General features: G+C 61.9%; 15 protein-coding genes, 1 tRNA gene and 1 pseudogene. 5 read left to right on the top strand and 12 right to left on the bottom strand.

Annotated features, from left to right (window positions below):
- Nucleotides 1–6 precede the first annotated feature (6 nt).
- Nucleotides 7–1902, bottom strand: a complete 1896-nt coding sequence (dibA, locus tag J3B00_RS03340) for a phosphodiesterase DibA (protein WP_209863741.1) — start codon at nt 1900–1902, stop codon at nt 7–9.
- A gap of 267 nt (nt 1903–2169) precedes the next feature.
- Between dibA and desA the strand changes: the two genes are divergently transcribed.
- The gene (desA, locus tag J3B00_RS03335) at nt 2170–3351 is read left to right on the top strand and encodes a delta-9 fatty acid desaturase DesA (RefSeq protein ID WP_209863738.1); all 1182 of its coding nucleotides are present in this window, start codon (nt 2170–2172) and stop codon (nt 3349–3351) included.
- Between the two features lie 139 nt (nt 3352–3490).
- Nucleotides 3491–4480: a sensor domain-containing diguanylate cyclase gene (locus J3B00_RS03330; RefSeq protein WP_209863736.1), complete on the top strand. Its 990-nt coding sequence runs from the start codon at nt 3491–3493 to the stop codon at nt 4478–4480.
- A 215-nt stretch (nt 4481–4695) separates the two neighbouring features.
- Here J3B00_RS03330 and J3B00_RS03325 read toward each other — a convergent pair whose 3' ends face one another.
- The 5 genes from J3B00_RS03325 to gabD form a co-directional block, all read right to left on the bottom strand.
- On the bottom strand, nt 4696–4956 hold the full coding sequence (locus tag J3B00_RS03325; protein WP_245362477.1) for a DUF3077 domain-containing protein: 261 nt from the start codon (nt 4954–4956) through the stop codon (nt 4696–4698).
- Nucleotides 4953–5207: a hypothetical protein gene (locus tag J3B00_RS03320; protein WP_209863733.1), complete on the bottom strand. Its 255-nt coding sequence runs from the start codon at nt 5205–5207 to the stop codon at nt 4953–4955. Before J3B00_RS03320 ends, J3B00_RS03325 begins: the two co-directional genes overlap by 4 nt.
- A 472-nt stretch (nt 5208–5679) precedes the next feature.
- Complete coding sequence (locus tag J3B00_RS03315) at nt 5680–6951, bottom strand: response regulator (RefSeq protein WP_209863730.1); 1272 nt, start codon at nt 6949–6951, stop codon at nt 5680–5682.
- 141 nt (nt 6952–7092) lie between these two features.
- Nucleotides 7093–8373, bottom strand: a complete 1281-nt coding sequence (gabT, locus tag J3B00_RS03310) for a 4-aminobutyrate--2-oxoglutarate transaminase (protein ID WP_209863715.1) — start codon at nt 8371–8373, stop codon at nt 7093–7095.
- A gap of 183 nt (nt 8374–8556) precedes the next feature.
- Nucleotides 8557–9999 carry an NADP-dependent succinate-semialdehyde dehydrogenase gene (gene gabD / locus J3B00_RS03305; protein WP_209863712.1) on the bottom strand — a complete coding sequence of 481 codons (1443 nt, stop codon included), beginning with the start codon at nt 9997–9999 and terminating at the stop codon, nt 8557–8559.
- Between the two features lie 429 nt (nt 10000–10428).
- Here gabD and J3B00_RS03300 point away from each other — a divergent pair.
- Both J3B00_RS03300 and J3B00_RS03295 read left to right on the top strand, forming a co-directional pair.
- Nucleotides 10429–10505 (top strand) — tRNA-Arg (locus tag J3B00_RS03300).
- Between the two features lie 169 nt (nt 10506–10674).
- The gene (locus J3B00_RS03295) at nt 10675–11112 is read left to right on the top strand and encodes a CBS domain-containing protein (RefSeq protein ID WP_209863708.1); all 438 of its coding nucleotides are present in this window, start codon (nt 10675–10677) and stop codon (nt 11110–11112) included.
- Here the strand turns inward: J3B00_RS03295 and J3B00_RS03290 are convergent, their stop codons facing one another.
- From J3B00_RS03290 to J3B00_RS03280, 3 genes are all read right to left on the bottom strand, one after another.
- Nucleotides 11113–11751 carry an NADH:ubiquinone oxidoreductase subunit N gene (locus tag J3B00_RS03290; RefSeq protein ID WP_209863705.1) on the bottom strand — a complete coding sequence of 213 codons (639 nt, stop codon included), beginning with the start codon at nt 11749–11751 and terminating at the stop codon, nt 11113–11115.
- Between the two features lie 71 nt (nt 11752–11822).
- Nucleotides 11823–12065 (bottom strand): DUF2789 domain-containing protein, encoded by a 243-nt coding sequence (locus tag J3B00_RS03285; RefSeq protein ID WP_209863702.1) that lies wholly within the window; start codon nt 12063–12065, stop codon nt 11823–11825.
- Nucleotides 12066–12126: 61 nt separating this feature from the next.
- On the bottom strand, nt 12127–12585 hold the full coding sequence (locus J3B00_RS03280; RefSeq protein ID WP_209863699.1) for a YbaK/EbsC family protein: 459 nt from the start codon (nt 12583–12585) through the stop codon (nt 12127–12129).
- 299 nt (nt 12586–12884) lie between these two features.
- Here J3B00_RS03280 and J3B00_RS03275 point away from each other — a divergent pair.
- Nucleotides 12885–13139 (top strand): annotated as a pseudogene (locus tag J3B00_RS03275) (slipin family protein); the annotation flags it as partial.
- A gap of 115 nt (nt 13140–13254) precedes the next feature.
- On the opposite strand, the gene J3B00_RS03270 reads toward J3B00_RS03275, so the two are convergent.
- The 3 genes from J3B00_RS03270 to J3B00_RS03260 all read right to left on the bottom strand — a co-directional run bounded on the left by J3B00_RS03270 (nt 13255) and on the right by J3B00_RS03260 (nt 17498).
- On the bottom strand, nt 13255–13887 hold the full coding sequence (locus J3B00_RS03270) for a LysE family transporter (protein WP_209863687.1): 633 nt from the start codon (nt 13885–13887) through the stop codon (nt 13255–13257).
- Nucleotides 13888–15000: 1113 nt separating this feature from the next.
- Complete coding sequence (locus tag J3B00_RS03265) at nt 15001–15588, bottom strand: mechanosensitive ion channel family protein (protein ID WP_209863684.1); 588 nt, start codon at nt 15586–15588, stop codon at nt 15001–15003.
- The gene (locus J3B00_RS03260; protein ID WP_209863681.1) at nt 15588–17498 is read right to left on the bottom strand and encodes an ATP-binding cassette domain-containing protein; all 1911 of its coding nucleotides are present in this window, start codon (nt 17496–17498) and stop codon (nt 15588–15590) included. Before J3B00_RS03260 ends, J3B00_RS03265 begins: the two co-directional genes overlap by 1 nt.
- Nucleotides 17499–17500: the final 2 nt, after the last annotated feature.

Below are 17500 nucleotides of genomic sequence, written 5' to 3'. Positions count from 1 at the left end.
TGGCGCTCAGTCCCAGCGCAGATCCCCTGCCGGCACCGGTCGACCAAACCAATAGCCCTGCCCCAACTGGCACTCCTGCGCCAACAGGAACTGCGCCTGCTCCGCCTGCTCGACCCCTTCGGCATGCACCTGCATGCCCATGCTCCGCGCCAGGGCGATGATCACCCGCACGATGGCAATGTCATCCTCATCGCCCGGCAACCCGGCCACAAACCCCTGGTCGATCTTGAGCTTCTGCACCGGCAAACGCTTGAGCCGCAACAGTGATGAATAGCCGGTACCGAAATCATCGATCGCCAGGCGCAAGCCCAGCTCACGCAAGCGGTGCAGTTGCTCCAGTGCCACCTCCGGGTCTTCCATCACCGCGCTTTCAGTGACCTCCAACTCCAGCAGCGCCGGATCCAGGCCCGTTTCGTCGAGCACCTGCGCCACCTGCCGATACAACTCACGCTGGCCGAACAGCCGGCTGGAGATGTTCACCGCCACAAACTCCAGCTCATGCCCCTCGGCCTGCCACTGGACCATCTGCCGGCACGCCTGGCGCAACACCCAGGCATCGATCTCGGCGATCAACCCGGTGCGCTCGGCAATCGGGATGAACTCACCCGGCGGTACCAGGCCACGCTGCGGATGCTGCCAGCGCACCAGCGCTTCGAAGCCGATGCGCCTGCCGCTGGCCAGTTCATGCACTGGCTGGAAGAACACCCGCAGCTCCTCCTGCTCCAGTGCCCGGCGCAGCTCGCTGGCGGTCTCGACCCGATGCTGGGCGTGTGCGGTCAACTCCTCGGTGTACAGCGCATAGCAGGCGCGGCCATTGGTCTTGGCCTTGAACAACGCCGCGTCGGCGTTGCGCAACAGCTGCTCGGCGCTCAACGCATCGCTGGGGAACAGGCCGATGCCAACGCTGACACTGATGAACAGCCGATGCTCCTCGAAACTGAAAGGCTCGCGCATGCGTTCAATGATGTCCTGGGCCACGGTCGCGGCCTGGCCAACCTGCTGACAGTTCTCCAGCAGCACGCCGAACTCGTCGCCGCCCAGCCGCGCCAGGGTGACGCCATTGCCCAGGATCAGGCGCAGGCGCTCACCAACCTGTTTGAGCAACTGGTCGCCGATGGTGTGGCCGAGGCCGTCGTTGATGCTCTGGAAGTGGTCGAGGTCGAGCAGCAACAGGCCACAGCCGCGCTTGTTGGCCTGGGCCACGGCCAGCGCCTGCTCGGCACGGTCATTGAACAGGAGCCGGTTGGGCAGGCCGGTCAGCGGGTCATGGTGGGCGAGGTAAGCCAGTTCCTGCTCGGAGTGCTTGATCGCGCTGATGTCGCTGAACACCGCGACATAGTGGGTCAGCTCACCGTTATCGTCGCGAATGGCGCAGATTGTCTGCCATTGCGGGTAGATCTCACCGTTTTTTCGCCGGTTCCAGATCTCCCCGCTCCATTGGCCATTGGCCTCCAGTGCGGTGTAGATCTGCTGATAGAACGGCGGGCCATGGCGGCCCGACTTGAACTTGCTCGGACGCTGGCCGATGACCTCGTCCTGCTGGTAGCCGGTGATGCGCATGAACGCCCGGTTGACGTGCACGATCAGCCCACTGCGATCGGTCACCAACACGCCTTCCAGGGTGGTGTCGAACACCGCTGCTGCCATGCGCAGGCGCTCGCGGTCCTCGTTGCGCAGTTGTGCGCCGATACCGATGAAGTTCAACAGGCGCGCACGCGAGATGAAAATCAGCAAGGCGCTGAACAGCACCCACACCAGGAGGTTGATGCCGCGCCCCAAGGTCACCGCCAGCGGGCTGTCGGCCCACTGCTGCAGGAGCTGCTCGGTCAGCACCAGCCAGAGAATCGAGAACACCACATAGAGCGCGGCCATGCGCAAGGCGTCGCGAACGGAAACAGACATGTCGGGTGGGGATGCCCTTAAGAAAAGATGGGGCATTATAAGGGTGGAAACATGGCGTGACGCATTCCTGGTGCAGAATTTGCTCAGTAATGTCGAAATGCCTTATCGCGCGTCAAGCCGCTGCCACATTGGCTCCGACGCCATCATGGCGCTGGCTTTGGTACGGGATAAGGCCAATGCTGTCGACGCAGGGCTCTGGTTTTATTTCCCCGCCAAGGGATAATGCAAAGCGCTGTTTCCCCCGTTTTTCCGAGGGCTTTTACACCTATGTGGTACTACGGTTTACTCGACCTGTCGGCCTGGCAACTGGTCGCGGTCACCCTGCTGATGACTCACGTGACCATTATCAGCGTCACGATCTACCTGCATCGCTATTCGGCGCATCGCTCGCTGGAGCTGAACGCCGGGCTGAAGCACTTCTTCCGTTTCTGGCTGTGGCTGACCACGGCGCAGAATACCCGCGAGTGGACTGCCATCCACCGCAAGCACCACGCCAAGTGCGAAACCGCCGATGACCCGCACAGCCCGCTGTTCAAGGGCCTGGGCACGGTACTGCGCAAGGGCGCCGAGCTCTACCGCGAAGAGGCGCGCAACCCCGAGACCTTGCGCATCTACGGCAAGAACTGCCCGGATGACTGGATCGAGCGCAACCTCTACTCGCGCTACAAGCTGGGCGGCATCGCCCTGATGGCAGTGATCGACCTGCTGCTGTTCGGCACCATCGGCATCACCATCTGGGCCATCCAGATGATGTGGATCCCGGTGTGGGCTGCTGGCGTGGTCAATGGTCTGGGCCATGCAGTCGGCTACCGCAACTTCGAATGCCGCGACGCCGCCACCAACCTGGTGCCGTGGGGCATCCTGATTGGCGGCGAAGAGCTGCACAACAACCATCACACCTACCCCAACTCGGCCAAGCTGTCGGTCAAGCGCTGGGAGTTCGACATGGGCTGGGCCTGGATACGCCTGCTGAGCCTGTTGCGCCTGGCCAAGGTGCAGCGCGTGGCGCCGATCGCCCATCGAGTCGAAGGCAAGGCCAACCTGGACATGGACACCGCCATGGCGATCCTCAACAACCGTTTCCAGATCATGGCCCAGTACCGCAAGCTGGTGATTGCGCCGCTGGTCAAGCAGGAGCTGGACAAGGTCGACGCCTCTGTACGCCATCGCTTCCGCCGCGCCAAGCGTCTGCTGTCGCGCGAAACCAGCCTGCTGCAAGACCGCCATCACGTGCGCATCGAGTCGATGCTCTCACACAGCCAGTCGCTCAAGATCATTTACGAAAAGCGTCTCGCATTGCAGCAGATCTGGGTGCGTACCAGCGCCAACGGCCATGACATGCTCGCCGCCATGAAGGACTGGGTGCATGAGGCCGAAGCCAGTGGCATCCAGTCGCTGCGCGACTTTGCCGCCCAGCTCAAGACCTATTCCCTGCGCCCTACCGCCTGATCGCCTTTGATCGGCACGCCCCATATTGGGGCGTGCCATCCGGAACTTCACCCCCTGTTTTTACTCAAATCCGCCATATCGCCTGCGTGGCGGGCCGGATTGTGGCCGCACGCTTCCAGCCGAGAATTACTCCGTGCTCATGGCCAATAAAAATCCACCCACGCCGCCCAGTTACCGCCCTCCCGAAGCCGCTCAAACGTTGCTTGCGCTGTTTCACGCGCAAGGCGAAGTGGCTCGCCTGAGCGAACGCGAGCAGCTGTTCAGCTCCCTGCTCGACAGCGTCAACGCCGTGCTGTGGGCCTTCGACTGGGAAACCCGCCAGGTGCTCTACGTAAGCCCTGCCTTCGAGCGCATTTTTGGTCGCTCGGTAAGCCTAGTGATGGCCGACTACAACGAGTGGCGCGACAGCATCTACCCGGACGACCTTGAGTATGCCGAGCAGAGCATGGCCAAAGTGCTGGTCCAGGGTGCGGTGGAAGACCGCGAGTACCGCATCATCAATGGCCAGGGCGAGGTGCGCTGGCTGAGCGACAAGTGCTTCATCAATCACCAGCGCGAAGGTGAAGACCGGGTGATCATCGTCGGCATTGCCGAAGACATCACCGACAAGAAACAGCTCGAAGGCGAGTTGCAGCGCCTGGCCACCACTGACGTACTGACCCAGAGCAGCAACCGCCGGCACTTTTTCGACTGTGCCGAGCAGGCCTTTCAAACGGCCCGCGAAAAGGGCTCGGCGCTGGCCTTCCTGCTGCTGGATATTGATGACTTCAAGGTGATCAACGACAGCTACGGGCATCAGGAAGGTGACCAGGTGCTGCAGCGTATTGCCGACAGTGGCAAGGCGGTGTTGCGCCGGGGTGATCAGTTCGGGCGCATTGGCGGCGAAGAGTTTGCTGCGGTGTTCCCCGGTTGCACGGCCGAGGTGGCCGAGCAGATTGCCGAGCGATTGCAGCGCGAGATTCAGCGCTTGAGTTTCAGCCATGGGGAGCAGACCTACGGCGTGACGGTCAGCCAGGGCCTCACCGGGCTGAGCGCTGAAGACGACAGCCTCGACAGCCTGTTCGCCCGAGCGGATGCCGCGATGTACCAGGCCAAGCGCCAAGGCAAGAACCAGATCGTGCGCGGCTGAGCCTGGGGCTGTTCAAAAGGCCCCACAAACACAGCACCAGTCTTGAGGTATGCGCGGCCTTTGTGGGAGCGGCCTTGTGTCGCGAAATGAGGGCGCAGCCCTCACCGGCATCACCTCCAGATACGATCCGTTCGCCTGCTGCAATCCGGTCAGACCATCTTGAAAGCGCCGGACCGGTCGGAAAGGGCCGCTAAGCGGCCCCGGCAATCTATAAGTCAACGCTGATCCAAAGCCCTGTTCATCCCCAGCTCCATGTCATCAATCAGCGCCTTGGCGAACCCGCTGAGAATCCGCACCGCACTCCCCGCCAGCCGATCACCCTCCATCTCCGCTTCGGTCGCCAGATGCCGAATGCATCCCAGCAACACCGACAACTCGGAAAAAGCGTGGTCGAGCGGAATGTCTTCACGCACTCGAAACAGCTCCATGAAAGGTTCTGTCCCCACAGTGCGCGCCTGCAGCGAAAAGTCAGTCATGTGCGCAGCGCCTTTTCCGCTCTGGCGTGCGCCACCAGGACGCAAAGCATCTGCGACAGTATCTGGGCATTTTCGAGGCGGAAATCACCCACATCAACCTGCTCGGAGCAGAGGTAGGATTCGAGGTTTCGATTGAGCAAGTCCATCAGCGTGCCGGAGGCAGCCAGCGCGTCTTCGCCGGCGAGACCGCTGATGATCGAGAAGTAGGAAACGGGTGGGGTGAGGGGTGGATCGGGGACGATCTTTTTCATGGTCAGAACTCTCGTGTGGTTTGAGATAACCACCACTGGCGTCCTTTCTCACGGAACGAAGGGTGGCAGCCGTGCACAGGGTGAGAAACCGAGACACAAGAGAAACCCGGCCAGACCGAAGTCTGCCCGCGCACGGCCGCCATAAAACTGCCGCAGCTTGTGTTGTCGGGTTCTCACACCCGGTCGCCAGAACAAAGCGACCCGGTGAAGTTATCCCTGAGGGGTTTGCCCGACAACAGCGCTGCTTCCGCAAGACTCGTAGGATAATTCCTAAGCATAATCATGCAGAAGCATTTGGTTTCGAGTTCAGAAAGGTCTTACACGACATGTCCCGGGAAGAGGCCAACCCAGACAATGATGATGTATGGCACTGGCTGCGCCGGTGTTCGCGGGGCAAGCCCGCTCCTACAGGGGCCAGGATTAAGCCGACATCTCATTGATTTAGCGGAACCCCGTAGGAGCGGCGGTCGCCTCACTGGCTCGCCGGGCCTTGCTCGTCTCTGTCAGCCGCAGGTTCGGCAGGCTTGGCCGCTGGGTTCTGTACCTTGCGCAAACGGCTCAACTCCGGCAATCCAAGCTTGAGCAAACGCGCGGTCTTGTTGCTCGCGACCTTCTCCAGCCCTTGATCCGCCGGCAACCGCGCCAGCTGCCCGGCCAGGCTCATCGCCAGGATTTCGCGCGAATACACGCCGCCACCCAACTGGTAAACCGCGGCGATCAACTCACGCAAGGTCAGCGGCAAGCGCCAGCGGGTGCGCAGGGCCGAGCCGAACGGCGCACCGAAATCATCCAATGCCGCCTGCACCTGCTGTTCATCCAGCTCGCCACCGGCCAGGCGCCACTCCTGCAGGCAGCGCAACACCGCCAGATCACCCAGACAATGCAACAGCCCCGCGCAATAACAACGGCCCTCATCCACTTCAAGCATGCGCGCCAGGGTGTGACCGTACTCGGCGGTGTGCAGCGACAAATTCCAGTAATGCGCAGCATGCCGGGCCAGCAGCGGATCGCTGAGGCGGGCACTGCGCTTGAGGGTCAGGCCCAGGATCAGGTTCATGCTCTGCGTGCTGCCGAGCTTGTTCAGCGCCTGCAGCAGAGTCTGCACCGGCGCTTCGCGGTGCATCGCGGCACTGTTGGCCGCAGCGATCAACACGCCGGTGATCTGCGGATCGTTACGCACCTCCTCTTCCAACACCTTGAGGTTGAGGCCCTGCGGATTGAGCGCGCGCTTGATCGCCACCTGCACATCGGCCAGCAGCGGGCCGCCATCGGCACTGGCCCGGCGTTGTTCGAGAAACGCCGGCAGCTTCGCCCCCGGCTGCAAGGGTGGCACCGGGCAAGCGACCTCTTCACCACCGGCAATGAGCAGGGTTTCCAAGCGCTTGCGCAGCTTGTCGAGGTTGAGCGGTTTGCTCAGGTATTCGGTGGGATGCAATGGCAACACTTCGCGCACACTGGCGCTGTCGCTGCGTTCGCTCAGCAGAATGAACGGCAAAGCCGGTTTTTCACCCTTGCTGCGCACTTTGCGCAGCAGCTCCAGGCCATCGATACCGCCCAGTTCGCGGGCAGCGATGATCAGGTCAGGTTTGCTCGCCAGTGCACTGAGCGCCTGCGAGCCGTCGGCGCAAATCTGCAGGCGCGCATCGCAGCGCACGCTCAGCAGGGTTTCGCGCAACATGTCACGCACCCAGGGGTCGCCTTCGGCAATCAGTACGCAAGGCGGGGTGGGGTCTGCAGCGCTCATGGTCAACTCCTGAGTAATCCTGACACGCAATCCGTTGCAGCTTCCAAGGCATGTCCATCGGCTAACCATAGCGCCAGACGCGAGCAATAGGCATAAAAAAACCCGCCTAGGCGGGTTTTTTTCTAACGCGTTTCACACTTTTCAGGCAAGTTCAGCGAAGCACTCTTCGATGATCGCCAGGCCCTTGTCGAGCAGGGTGTCTTCAGCAGTCAGCGGCACCAGGATGCGCAGGACATTGCCGTAGGTACCGCAAGACAGCAGGATCAGACCCTTGTCACGCGCCTTGGCAACCACTTGGTTGACGGCAGCAGCGTTAGGGGTGTGCGAGCCAGCGGCGTCGAACACTTCAACAGCGATCATCGAGCCCAGGGCACGCACGTCACCGATGATCGGGTGCTTGTCCTGAATCTGCTTCAGGCCAGCCACCAGGTGCTCGCCAACAGCTTTGCTGCGGTCCAGCAGTTTCTCTTCTTCGAACACTTCGATCACGGCCAGGGCCGCGGCGCAAGCGATCGGCGAACCGGCGTAGGTGCCGCCCAGGCCGCCTGGAGCAACGGCGTCCATGTACTCGGCCTTGCCGCACACACCGGCCAGCGGGAAACCGCCAGCGATGGACTTGGCGAAGGTGGTCAGGTCAGGCGCGACGCCCATCTGTTCCATGGCGAAGAAGGTGCCAGTACGGCCAGCGCCGGTCTGTACTTCGTCGGCGATCAGCAGGATGCCGTGCTGGTCGCACAGGGCGCGCAGGCGCTGCATGAACGGTTTGGTAGCCGGGATGAAACCACCTTCGCCCTGAACCGGCTCGATGATGATTGCAGCGATGTCACGCGGCTCGGCGTCGTTCTTGAAGATGCGCTCGATGGAAGCGATCGACTCGTCGATGCTCACGCCGTGCAGTTCGTTGGGGAACTGGGCACGGAACACGCCGCCTGGCATCAGGCCCATGCCGGCCGAGTACGGCACGACTTTACCGGTCAGACCCAGGGTCATCATGGTACGGCCGTGGTAGCCGCCGGTGAAGGCGATCACGCCGGCACGGCCAGTGGCGGCACGGGCGATCTTCACGGCGTTTTCAACGGCTTCGGAGCCGGTGGTGACCAGCAGGGTCTTCTTCTCGAAGTCGCCTGGGACCAGCGCGTTGATCTTCTCGCACAGCTCTACGTAGGGCTCGTAGGCCAGCACCTGGAAGCAGGTGTGGCTGACTTTGGTCAGCTGCTTTTGCACAGCTGCAACCACTTTCGGGTGCAGGTGGCCAGTGTTGAGTACAGCGATGCCGCCGGCGAAGTCGATCAGTTCGCGGCCTTCAACGTCGATCACGGTAGCGTTCTTCGCCGATTCGACGAAGATCGGGTGAATCTGGCCAACGCCACGTGGGACGGCGGCGACACGACGTTGCATCAAGGATTCGTTGGTCTTGCTCATAATGCCCTCATTCGCGCCGATGCTGACGGCGCTTTTATTCGGGGGTGGCTGGATGTGTTCACGATCAGTATTCGTTGATCGACTGGCGTGAACGCCCTGGCCACCAGGTGCTGCGATGTAAAAAAGACCAGCGAGACGTCGCTCTCGCGCCCCGCTGGCAGAGGTAAAAACCTTGCTGCTAAATCAGACGCTGATGCACAGGTACTTGATCTCGAGGTAGTCCTCGATACCGTACTTGGAACCTTCGCGGCCCAGGCCCGAAGCCTTGATGCCGCCGAACGGTGCAACTTCGTTGGAGATCAGACCGGTGTTGATCCCGACCATGCCGTATTCCAGGGCCTCGGCAACACGGAACACACGGCTCATGTCACGGGCATAGAAGTACGAGGCCAGGCCGAACTCGGTGTCGTTGGACATGGCGATGACTTCGGCCTCGTCCTTGAAGCGGAACAGCGGCGCCAGTGGGCCGAAGGTCTCTTCCTTGGCCACGGCGGCGTTCTTCGGCACGTCGACCAGAATGGTCGGCTCGAAGAAGTTGCCTTCGATCAGCTTGCCACCGGAGAGCACCTTGGCGCCTTTGCTGATGGCGTCTTCGATGTGTTCCTGAACCTTGGCGACAGCCTTGCCATCGATCAGCGGACCGGTGGTGGTGCCGTCTTCCAGGCCGTTACCGATCTTCAGCTTGGCCACAGCGGCCTTGAGCTTCTCGGCGAACGCGTCGTAGACGCCGTCCTGCACGTAGATACGGTTGGCGCAGACGCAGGTCTGGCCGTTGTTGCGGTACTTGGAGATGATCGCGCCTTCGACAGCCTTGTCCAGATCGGCGTCGTCGAACACGATGAACGGGGCGTTGCCACCCAGCTCCAGGGAAACCTTCTTGATGTCCTTGGCGCATTCCTGCATCAGCTGACGACCGATTTCGGTCGAGCCGGTGAAGGACAGCTTGCGTACGATCGAGTTGCCGGTCAGCTCGGTGCCGATGTCGCCAGCGCTGCCGGTGACGACGCTGAACACGCCAGCCGGGATGCCGGCACGGGTCGCCAGCTCGGCCAGGGCCAGGGCGGAGTACGGGGTCTGCGAAGCAGGCTTGAGGACCATGGTGCAGCCAGCGGCCAGGGCCGGGCCGGCTTTACGGGTGATCATCGCTGCCGGGAAGTTCCACGGGGTGATGGCCGCGGTAACGCCGATGGGCTGCTTGATGACGATCAGGCGTTTGTCAGGCTGGTGGCCCGGGATGGTGTCGCCATAGACGCGCTTGGCTTCTTCGGCGAACCACTCGATGAACGAAGCAGCATAGGCGATTTCGCCCTTGGCTTCGGCCAGAGGCTTGCCTTGCTCGGTGGTCATCAGGCGAGCCAGGTCGTCCTGGTTCTCGATCATCAGCTCGAACCAGCGGCGCAGCTTGTTCGAACGCTCTTTGGCGGTCAGGGCACGCCAGGCCGGCAGGGCCTTGTCGGCGGCTTCGATGGCGCGGCGGGTTTCAGCGGCGCCCATCTTTGGCACGGTGCCGATGACTTCGCCGGTAGCCGGGTTGGTCACCTTGATGGTCTGGCCGTTGTCCGCATCCAGCCATTCACCGTTGACGAAGGCTTGCTGGCGGAACAACTGAGCGTCTTTGAGCTGCATGTCGGCTTCCCTTGAGCACCGTGCGCGCACGGGGCGAATTATTGATTGTTGAATAAGCGCCCCTGCAGGGAAACTGCCATCGCGGGGCATCGCGCGTTTGAAATCTCAAACGAATCCTAAGGGTCTGTTGGGTCTTGGACAATAGGCTGTTCGAAAAAAAGAACGAGTGGTTGAACACCTCGTCTGATTTTCGATCGGTGCAAGGCGAGGCTGCGCCCTCAAATCGCGACGCATGGCCGCTCCCACAGGGGCCGTGCCAGCTTCAGGTCTGCATGGTCCCTGTGAGAGCCTTGTATCGCGAAAGGGCGCGCAGCGCCCCCAGCAGTCTGGCTGGATGCCGCTATTACCCAGTTCAACGGGCAGAGAAAACATCCCCCAGATCAAGGCGATGGACGTCATTGGCCAAGATGGGTATTATTGCGCCGCGTTGCACTCGTAGCTCAGCTGGATAGAGTATTGCCCTCCGAAGGCAGTGGTCGTGGGTTCGAATCCCGCCGAGTGCGCCATACCCTGAAAAAGCCCTGGGAGATTTCCCGGGGCTTTTTCGTTTCTGCGGTTTAACCGTCATGGCGTTTTTCAATCAGGTCCATGCCGTTTTTCGCGTTGCCGTGCAGAGCATCCTGGCTGATGCTTTATTTACTCACAGACGCGCATTACCCACCCGCAGAGGCCCGTATGAAAACCGTCGAAGAAATCCTCAAAACCAAGTCCCAGCATCAGACCGTGTACACCATCGGCCCTGATCAGTCGGTGCTCGAGGCCCTGAAAATGCTGGCGGAGAAAAACGTCGGCGCGTTGCCGGTGGTGGAGAACGATCAGGTGGTGGGGATCGTCAGCGAACGTGACTACGCCCGCAAGCTGGTGCTCAAGGGGCGCTCTTCGGCCGCCACACCAGTCAGCGAGATCATGACCAGGACGGTGATCACCGTCGACCTGAAGAAAAGCCTCGACGACTGCATGAACCTGATGACCGACCGTCACCTGCGCCACCTGCCAGTAGTCAGCGACGGCAAGCTGCTCGGCCTGCTGTCGATCGGCGACCTGGTCAAGGAAACCATCGCCGAGCAGGCCAGCCTGATCCGCCAACTGGAGCAGTACATCCGCGGCGAGTGATCAGTGGTAGGCGCTCTCCAGCTCGTCCAGCTGATGATCGAAGCTGCGCAGACGCGCCGACCAGGTGTAGACCAGCACTTCAAGGTCCCGATTGAGTACAGCGGTGCCGCCCCTGCTGCCCTCGGGCAGGTCGCCGAGGTCGAGCTGATAGCGCTCGCGGGCCATCGCCGTGGCCACGCTGGAAAGGTCGCGGGCAAACGCCAGCCAGTGGTGGTGAGGGTCGTGGATCTGCTGATCGAGTTCGCGGCATTGGCACTTCAGCGCATCCAGGCACTGCTCCAGCGGCGTCCCCTTGAGTTCACCCATGACCTCCTCGAAGGTACGCCCGGAGTGCCAGTAGCTGCCCCAGAAGTAACGATCAAAGACGGTCTCGACCCGCCGCAAGGCGACCTTGGTGTTCCAGATGGTGACCAACGTGCGGCCCTGAACCAGTTCCCGCTTGTTCAGGTGCAGCTGCTGCCAGGCGATCCACGTCAGGCCGCAGAGCGCCACCGCCGCGGTAACCGCAGCGGCGGCGTAGAGAAACTGCACCGCCTGATTCATCTGATGGATGTGCCGGATACCGTAGAAGTAGCCAGCGGTCAGGGTGCCCAGGATCGTCACGGTGCACCAGAAACCCGGTGCATAGGGATCTTTCATCACGCTATCCCCTTATTGTTTTACCTGAGCATAGCAACGACCAAATCACCCATCAGGTGCCGCTCGGCGCTTTATTTCTTGTCCTCGTGCAGGGCCTCGTTGAGCTGATCGATCATGACGATCCAATCAGAGTCGGCGATATAATTTTCCTTCAAGAACTCACGTTGCGAATCGTTCCAGAACGGCGCATCAACCAGCTTGACGCCGTCGTCCAGCGGCGAATGAGAGGTAATGAAGCGATCGATCTCGACCGGATCGTCAGCCAGGCCCAGCTGTTTGAAAATATCGGAAAAAGGATGGTTCGGTGCGTCCATGGTGTCCTCCGTAATGCCAGGCAGGCCGTCCACGACGCCGGCCCGGCAGGGTTGGGAATCATCAGCAAAGCTCGCGCACTTCGGCGTTGGGCACCAGCTTCAGGTACTGCTCCATGCTCATGTGGATGAGGTGATCGTGATCACCTGCCTCAAGGTAGACATCACCTTGGCGGGTCAAGGTCGGGTCGAGTAGCATTTTTATCTCATAAGCGTCGCCAAGCGCAGGCACAGCGCCGCGCTCGCAGTCACCAAAGAGGCTCGGCAGGCCGCTTTCGCGGGTCAGTTGCCAGGCACCGGTCATGCGCACCTTGCTCATGTCCAGGTGCCGATTGGCCGGCAGCACGGCCATCAGGTAGTTGCCGCGGCGGTCGTCGAGCAGTACTGACTTGGCCACGCGCTCGGCCGGTACGCCGGCTGTGCGTGCCGACTCCAGGCTGGTGGCTGAATGTGGGTGGGAAATGATGTCGTAGTCGCAGCTGGCCTGGTCCAGGCGTTGCTGCAGGGTCTTGGCCATACGCATGATGCACCTCCAGTTTGCCCCCCTCTTCAAGTTTAGGCCTTGGGGCGCTGGGCACGGCTAAACTTCAGCTATACACCTTGCTGAGGTGACGACAGGTGATCGCTCGTTGCTGGCGCTGCATGCTGCTGTTGCTGGTGCTCGGCACTTGTCCGAGTGGGCAGGCTGCGGGTGCTGCAGTATCGCTGGCAACGGTGAGTTATGCCGGACTGGCGCTGATCCTGCTCGGCGTCGCGTTGATGCTCGCTGAAGTGTTGTTGCCCAGCTTTGGCGTGGTTGGCCTCGGCGGCATTGTCGCTTTCGTGGTCGGCGCGGTGACCATCGCCCGCCAGGCTGAGGCCGAACGTGAGCGGCGGGCCAAGGTGATTCATGCCGAAGGCGAGTTACAGGCGTCGGAGAAGCTGATGCAGGCGGCGCAGATGCTTGGCAGGGAGCAGGGAGCAATGCAGCTGCGGTATATGCAGACGTTGGGCTCGATTGCCGGGGACAAGAGCTCGACGATCGTCTTTCCAATGCCGATGGATTTGCTCAAGGGGTTGGTTGATCGCCAGCCGTGAGGCCCTCTTCGCGGGGCAAGCCCGCTCCTACAGGGCTGGCGGTGATCCATAGGCTGGCTGCTGTAGGGGCGGGCTTGCCGCGCGAAGAGGCCATCAAGGCTTCCTCGAAAATGGCTCAGAGCGGCGCGCGGCGCAGGGTCGCGAGGAAGGTTGCGGCACCGATGAACAGCCCGGCAAAGGTCCGGTTCAGACGCTTCTGCTGCTTGGGCGTGCGCAACATCCGCAGCACCCGCGACGCCAGCCCGGTATACCCGGCCATCACCAGCAGATCGACACTGATCATGGTTACGGTGATGGTCAGATACTGCGGCAACAAGGCCTGGTGCGGATCAATGAATTGCGGCAGCACCGCCAGCATGAACACCAGTGCTTTGGGGTTGCTGACGTTGACCAGAAAACCGCGGAACACCAGGCTCAACGGCTTGCCGATGGGCCGAATGCCTGACTCGTCGCTCATGTCCATGGGCAACGCACGCCACTGCTTGTAGGCCAGGTAGACCAGATAGAAGACGCCAAACCACTTGATCACCTGGAAGGCGGTGGCGGACGCGGCGAGGATGGCACCAACACCGGCGGCAATCACCGCAATCTGCACGATCAGGCCCAGTTGCAGGCCCAGAGCGTTCCAGTAACCGCGCCAGAAACCGTACTGCAGGCCGCTGGACATCGAGGCAATAGCCCCTGCCCCCGGCGACAGGCTGATCACCCAGCACGCGGCAAAAAAGGCCAACCACGCTTCCATCGACATCGAACACCTCGCTCATGCATTTGTTGCAAAACATTAAGCTACGAGGTGGATGAAAAAATGACCAGATAAATTTTTTGGAGGGTGTTTGAGGAGCGTGGCGTGCCGGGGGGGGGCTAGCCTCAGGTTTTGTTGCGCCCTCAAGATCGAGCGCCGGCAGCGCAGCGCATCGCGGGCGGGCTGGCTTAAGAATTGTGGGCTTATCCATTTGATGTGGTGGCGCCACTGGCCCCTTCCGCCCTTACGGCCATCCCTTTCAAGGTCTTTGAAATTTGGTCTTGCTTGAGTGAGCCGGGGGCGCTGCGCACCCCTTTCGCGACACAAGGCCGCTCCCACAAGGGCGAACCGCACCGTTCTTGAGACATGCGCTATCCCTGTGGGAGCGGCCTTGTGTCGCGAAAGGGCTGCATAGCGGCCCCGGCGATCTCAAGCCAAGCGCAATTTCGGAACACCTTGAAAGGGATGGCCCTTACGGCGGGAGGGCCTCCACTCGGCCTCCTGAAGTCGCGAAGTTACGGGCGGCGTCTGGGTTGGCGTTGTCTTCGATAGTGGCAGGTGTGGTGGATATTCGGGCCTCTTCGCGGGACAAGCCCGCTCCTACAGGTACAGCGCTGAATTCAAAATCGGCGCAAATCCTGTAGGGGCGGCGGTGCGGCGATCCGACTTGCCCCGCGAAGAGGCCGGTACTGCCAATGCAAATCGCAGAGCGCAGCCCTGCCAGCCACACCACAAATCCGCTGGTAAATAAACAAAGCGAGAGCGCAGCGATTCGCCTGCCGTTGCCCTGGCTGTTGATCTTGATCTGGCTCTTGATCTGCCAGCGACTTCAGGAGGCCGAGTGGAGGTCTTGCGCAGGGAGGTGGAGGCCATGGATGGCCGGAAAGCGCTGAGGCCCAGGATGGGCCGTACAGCGCGGTCCTCCCGGAGCAAGACCGGAGCGAGGGAACCCGGAGCGAAGCGGAGGGCCGGATGCAGGAGCAAGCGGTTTTTGGTTACTTTTTTCCAAGAAAAAAAGTGACCCGCCGTAAGGGCGGAAGGGGCCCGAAAATTCACCACATCAAATGGATAAGCCCCCAACCTACAAGCCCCAGCCCCCCCAACACCCCGTGAAAAACCTCAATCAGCAGAAACCGCCACATCCTTCCCAGCCACCGGCACCTCCGTACCCCGCCAGCGCCGCACGCACTTCTGGAAAAACTGGCTATTGGGCACCTGCACCAGCGCACCACCAGCGTCAGGCATTTCCATCAGCGTGGTGAACAGCAGGTTGATAGCGATGACCCGGCCTTTGACGCCTGGCTTGTCGAGGGTTTCCACCAGTTCAACCACATCACCAATGCGAAACGGCCCGACGGTAAAGATCAGCACCGCGCAGAGCAGGTTGGAGAGCACGCTCCACATGGCGAAGAACGCCACCGCCGCCACCGCGACAAAGCCCGACAGCGCGGTCCATAGCACGGTCGCCGAAACGCCCAGGCGCTCCAGCACGAACAGCAGCGCACTGCCCATGATCAGCCAGCGCAAGCCACCGCGTACCGGCACCAGCAACTCCGGCGGCAGCGGATAGCGCTCGCCCAGGCGGCTCAGGCAACGTGCCACGAAACGTTGCAGGACAAACGCCGCAACGAGGATCAACAGGATCTGCAGACCCATCCACAGCGCGTCCATCCATTGCCCCGGCAGCAGCCCCTGCAGCTCCTCCATCAGGACAGCGCCTCGAGCTCGGCCTGCATGCTCTCGAGCAACTCCAGGGCTTCCATCCAAGCTTCTTCAAGCTCGGCTTCGCGCTGCTTGAGCTTGCTCTGGCGGGCCAGCAGCTCACGCAGCTGGTCCTTGCGGGCCGCTTCGTAAATACCACTGTCGCCCAACGCCGTTTCGATCTCGGCCAATTGGCTGTGTACCTGGCCAAGCTCGGCTTCCAGCTTGTCGGCGGCGCGTTTGTGCGGTGCCAGTTGCTGACGCAAAGCGGCGGCAGCCTGGCGCTGGGCCTTCTTGTCGGTCTTGTCCGGATTGACTGGCGCACTGCTGACCGGCGCATTGCGCTGGCGGTAATCGATCAGCCAACGGCTGTAGTCGTCGAGATCGCCATCGAAGGTGTCGACCTTGCCGTCGGCCACCAGCAGGAAGTCGTCAGTGGTGCTCTTGAGCAGGTGACGGTCGTGGGAGACCACCACCACCGCACCGCTGAACTCCTGCAGGGCCATGGTCAGGGCCAGGCGCATTTCCAGGTCGAGGTGGTTGGTTGGTTCGTCGAGCAGCAGCAGGTTCGGCCGCTCCCAGGCGATCAGGGCCAGGGCCAGTCGCGCCTTCTCGCCACCGGAGAAGTTCAGCACGGGCTCTTCGGCGCGGGCACCGTGGAAGTCGAAACCACCAAGGAAGTCGCGCAGGGTCTGCTCGCGCTCCGTCGGAGCGATCCGCTGCAGGTGCAGCAGCGGGCTGGCTTTATCGTCCAGCGAGTCGAGCTGGTGCTGGGCAAAATAACCCACGGACAGGTTCTCGCCCCGCACCAGGCGACCACTGAGCGGCTGCAGTTCGCCGGCGAGGTTCTTGATCAGGGTCGACTTGCCGGCACCGTTGGGGCCGAGCAGACCGATCCGCGCGCCCGGGGTGAGCTGCAGCTTGACCTTCTCCAGCACAGCCTTGTCGCCGTAGCCGAGACGGCCCTCGGAGACGTCGAGCAACGGGCTGGAAATTTTCTCGGATTCGCGGAAGACGAAGTCGAACGGCGAATCGACATGCGCCGCCGACAGCTCCTCCATGCGTTCCAGGGCCTTGATCCGGCTCTGCGCCTGGCGGGCCTTGGTGGCCTGGGCCTTGAAGCGGGCGATGTACTTTTCCATGTGCGCGCGCTGCGCCTGCTGCTTCTCGTAGGCCTGTTGCTGCTGGGCCAGACGTTCGGCGCGGGTCCGCTCGAAGGCGGTGTAGCCGCCCTTGTACAGGGTCAGCTTGCGCTGCTCGACATGCAGTACGTGGTCGACCACCGAATCGAGGAAGTCGCGGTCGTGAGAAATCAGCAGCAGTGTGCCCGGATAACCCTTGAGCCAGTCTTCTAGCCAGAGGATGGCATCGAGGTCGAGGTGGTTGGTCGGCTCGTCGAGCAGCAGCAGGTCGGAGGGGCACATCAATGCCTGCGCCAGGTTCAGGCGCATCCGCCAGCCACCGGAGAAGTCCCCGACACGGCGGTCCATCTGCTCGTTGCTGAAGCCAAGCCCGGCCAGCAGCTTGCGCGCACGCGCATCGGCGGTATAGCCGTCGGCGATTTCCAGCTCGCTGTGCAGGCGTGCCAGGGCGGTGCCGTCGTGGGCCTGTTCGGCCACGGCGAGCTCGGCCTGGACCTTGCGCAGGCGAATGTCGCCATCGAGCACATAGTCCACTGCCAGCCGGTCGAGGGTGTCGACCTCCTGGCGCATGTGCGCGATGCGCCAGTCGCCGGGCAGCTGGCAATCGCCGCCATCGGGCGTGAGCTCACCGCGCAGCAAGGCGAACAGGCTGGATTTGCCGGCACCGTTGGCACCGATGAGGCCGGCTTTATGACCGGCGTGCAGGGTCATCTCGGCGCCATCTAGCAAGCGCTGCGGACCACGCTGTAAAGTGAGGTTGGATAGTCTGATCATGA

This window comes from Pseudomonas sp. BP8, from assembly GCF_017875955.1.
Classification (GTDB): Bacteria; Pseudomonadota; Gammaproteobacteria; order Pseudomonadales; family Pseudomonadaceae; genus Aquipseudomonas.
This window is presented reverse-complemented; position numbering and strand designations above follow the sequence as displayed.

Bases quoted from the DNA above. Each gene is read 5' to 3' on its own strand.
- dibA (WP_209863741.1), bottom strand. From the start codon at position 1,902: ATGTCTGTTTCCGTTCGCGACGCCTTGCGCATGGCCGCGCTCTATGTG.
- desA (WP_209863738.1), top strand. From the start codon at position 2,170: ATGTGGTACTACGGTTTACTCGACCTGTCGGCCTGGCAACTGGTCGCG.
- J3B00_RS03330 (WP_209863736.1), top strand. From the start codon at position 3,491: ATGGCCAATAAAAATCCACCCACGCCGCCCAGTTACCGCCCTCCCGAA.
- J3B00_RS03325 (WP_245362477.1), bottom strand. From the start codon at position 4,956: ATGACTGACTTTTCGCTGCAGGCGCGCACTGTGGGGACAGAACCTTTC.
- J3B00_RS03320 (WP_209863733.1), bottom strand. From the start codon at position 5,207: ATGAAAAAGATCGTCCCCGATCCACCCCTCACCCCACCCGTTTCCTAC.
- J3B00_RS03315 (WP_209863730.1), bottom strand. From the start codon at position 6,951: ATGAGCGCTGCAGACCCCACCCCGCCTTGCGTACTGATTGCCGAAGGC.
- gabT (WP_209863715.1), bottom strand. From the start codon at position 8,373: ATGAGCAAGACCAACGAATCCTTGATGCAACGTCGTGTCGCCGCCGTC.
- gabD (WP_209863712.1), bottom strand. From the start codon at position 9,999: ATGCAGCTCAAAGACGCTCAGTTGTTCCGCCAGCAAGCCTTCGTCAAC.
- J3B00_RS03295 (WP_209863708.1), top strand. From the start codon at position 10,675: ATGAAAACCGTCGAAGAAATCCTCAAAACCAAGTCCCAGCATCAGACC.
- J3B00_RS03290 (WP_209863705.1), bottom strand. From the start codon at position 11,751: ATGAAAGATCCCTATGCACCGGGTTTCTGGTGCACCGTGACGATCCTG.
- J3B00_RS03285 (WP_209863702.1), bottom strand. From the start codon at position 12,065: ATGGACGCACCGAACCATCCTTTTTCCGATATTTTCAAACAGCTGGGC.
- J3B00_RS03280 (WP_209863699.1), bottom strand. From the start codon at position 12,585: ATGCGTATGGCCAAGACCCTGCAGCAACGCCTGGACCAGGCCAGCTGC.
- J3B00_RS03270 (WP_209863687.1), bottom strand. From the start codon at position 13,887: ATGTCGATGGAAGCGTGGTTGGCCTTTTTTGCCGCGTGCTGGGTGATC.
- J3B00_RS03265 (WP_209863684.1), bottom strand. From the start codon at position 15,588: ATGGAGGAGCTGCAGGGGCTGCTGCCGGGGCAATGGATGGACGCGCTG.
- J3B00_RS03260 (WP_209863681.1), bottom strand. From the start codon at position 17,498: ATGATCAGACTATCCAACCTCACTTTACAGCGTGGTCCGCAGCGCTTG.